The organism is Marinobacter sp. UBA2498 (genome assembly GCF_002341575.1).
Classification (GTDB): Bacteria; Pseudomonadota; Gammaproteobacteria; order Pseudomonadales; family Oleiphilaceae; genus Marinobacter; species Marinobacter manganoxydans.
The window spans coordinates 14,283-14,659 of record NZ_DDOI01000128.1 but is presented as its reverse complement, the minus strand read 5'-3'; the positions used below and the strand labels follow the sequence as shown (position 1 = coordinate 14,659).

Here is a 377-nt window from a genome sequence, read left to right as displayed (position 1 = left end):
CTTGCGGATTTCGTAGTTGCGCGCTTCCACCTTTTGCTGGGCTTTTTCAAGCGCCTTGTTGATCCAGGGATGGACAATCGCCTCCCCGTCTTCAAGGCCGAGTTTACGCAGCATGCCATCCATCCGCTCGGATCCGAAAATACGCATGAGATCATCCTGCAAGGACAGGAAGAAGCGGGACATGCCCGGATCGCCCTGTCGGCCGGAGCGGCCGCGAAGCTGGTTGTCGATGCGGCGAGACTCATGCCGCTCCGTTCCGATAACGAAAAGGCCGCCCGCGTCGAGGACTTTCTGGCGTTGCTCGGCAATTTCCGCCTTCACCTCTGCGGCAACTTTTGCAATGTCGGCTTCGTCGGTCAGGTCGGCGGTCCTGGCGG

At 59.9% G+C, this 377-nt stretch carries 1 protein-coding gene; it reads right to left on the bottom strand.

Annotation, left to right across the window (positions count from 1 at the left end):
* Positions 1-377: preprotein translocase subunit SecA (locus B2W52_RS17875; RefSeq protein WP_476738544.1), on the bottom strand; the 377-nt coding region annotated here is incomplete at both ends.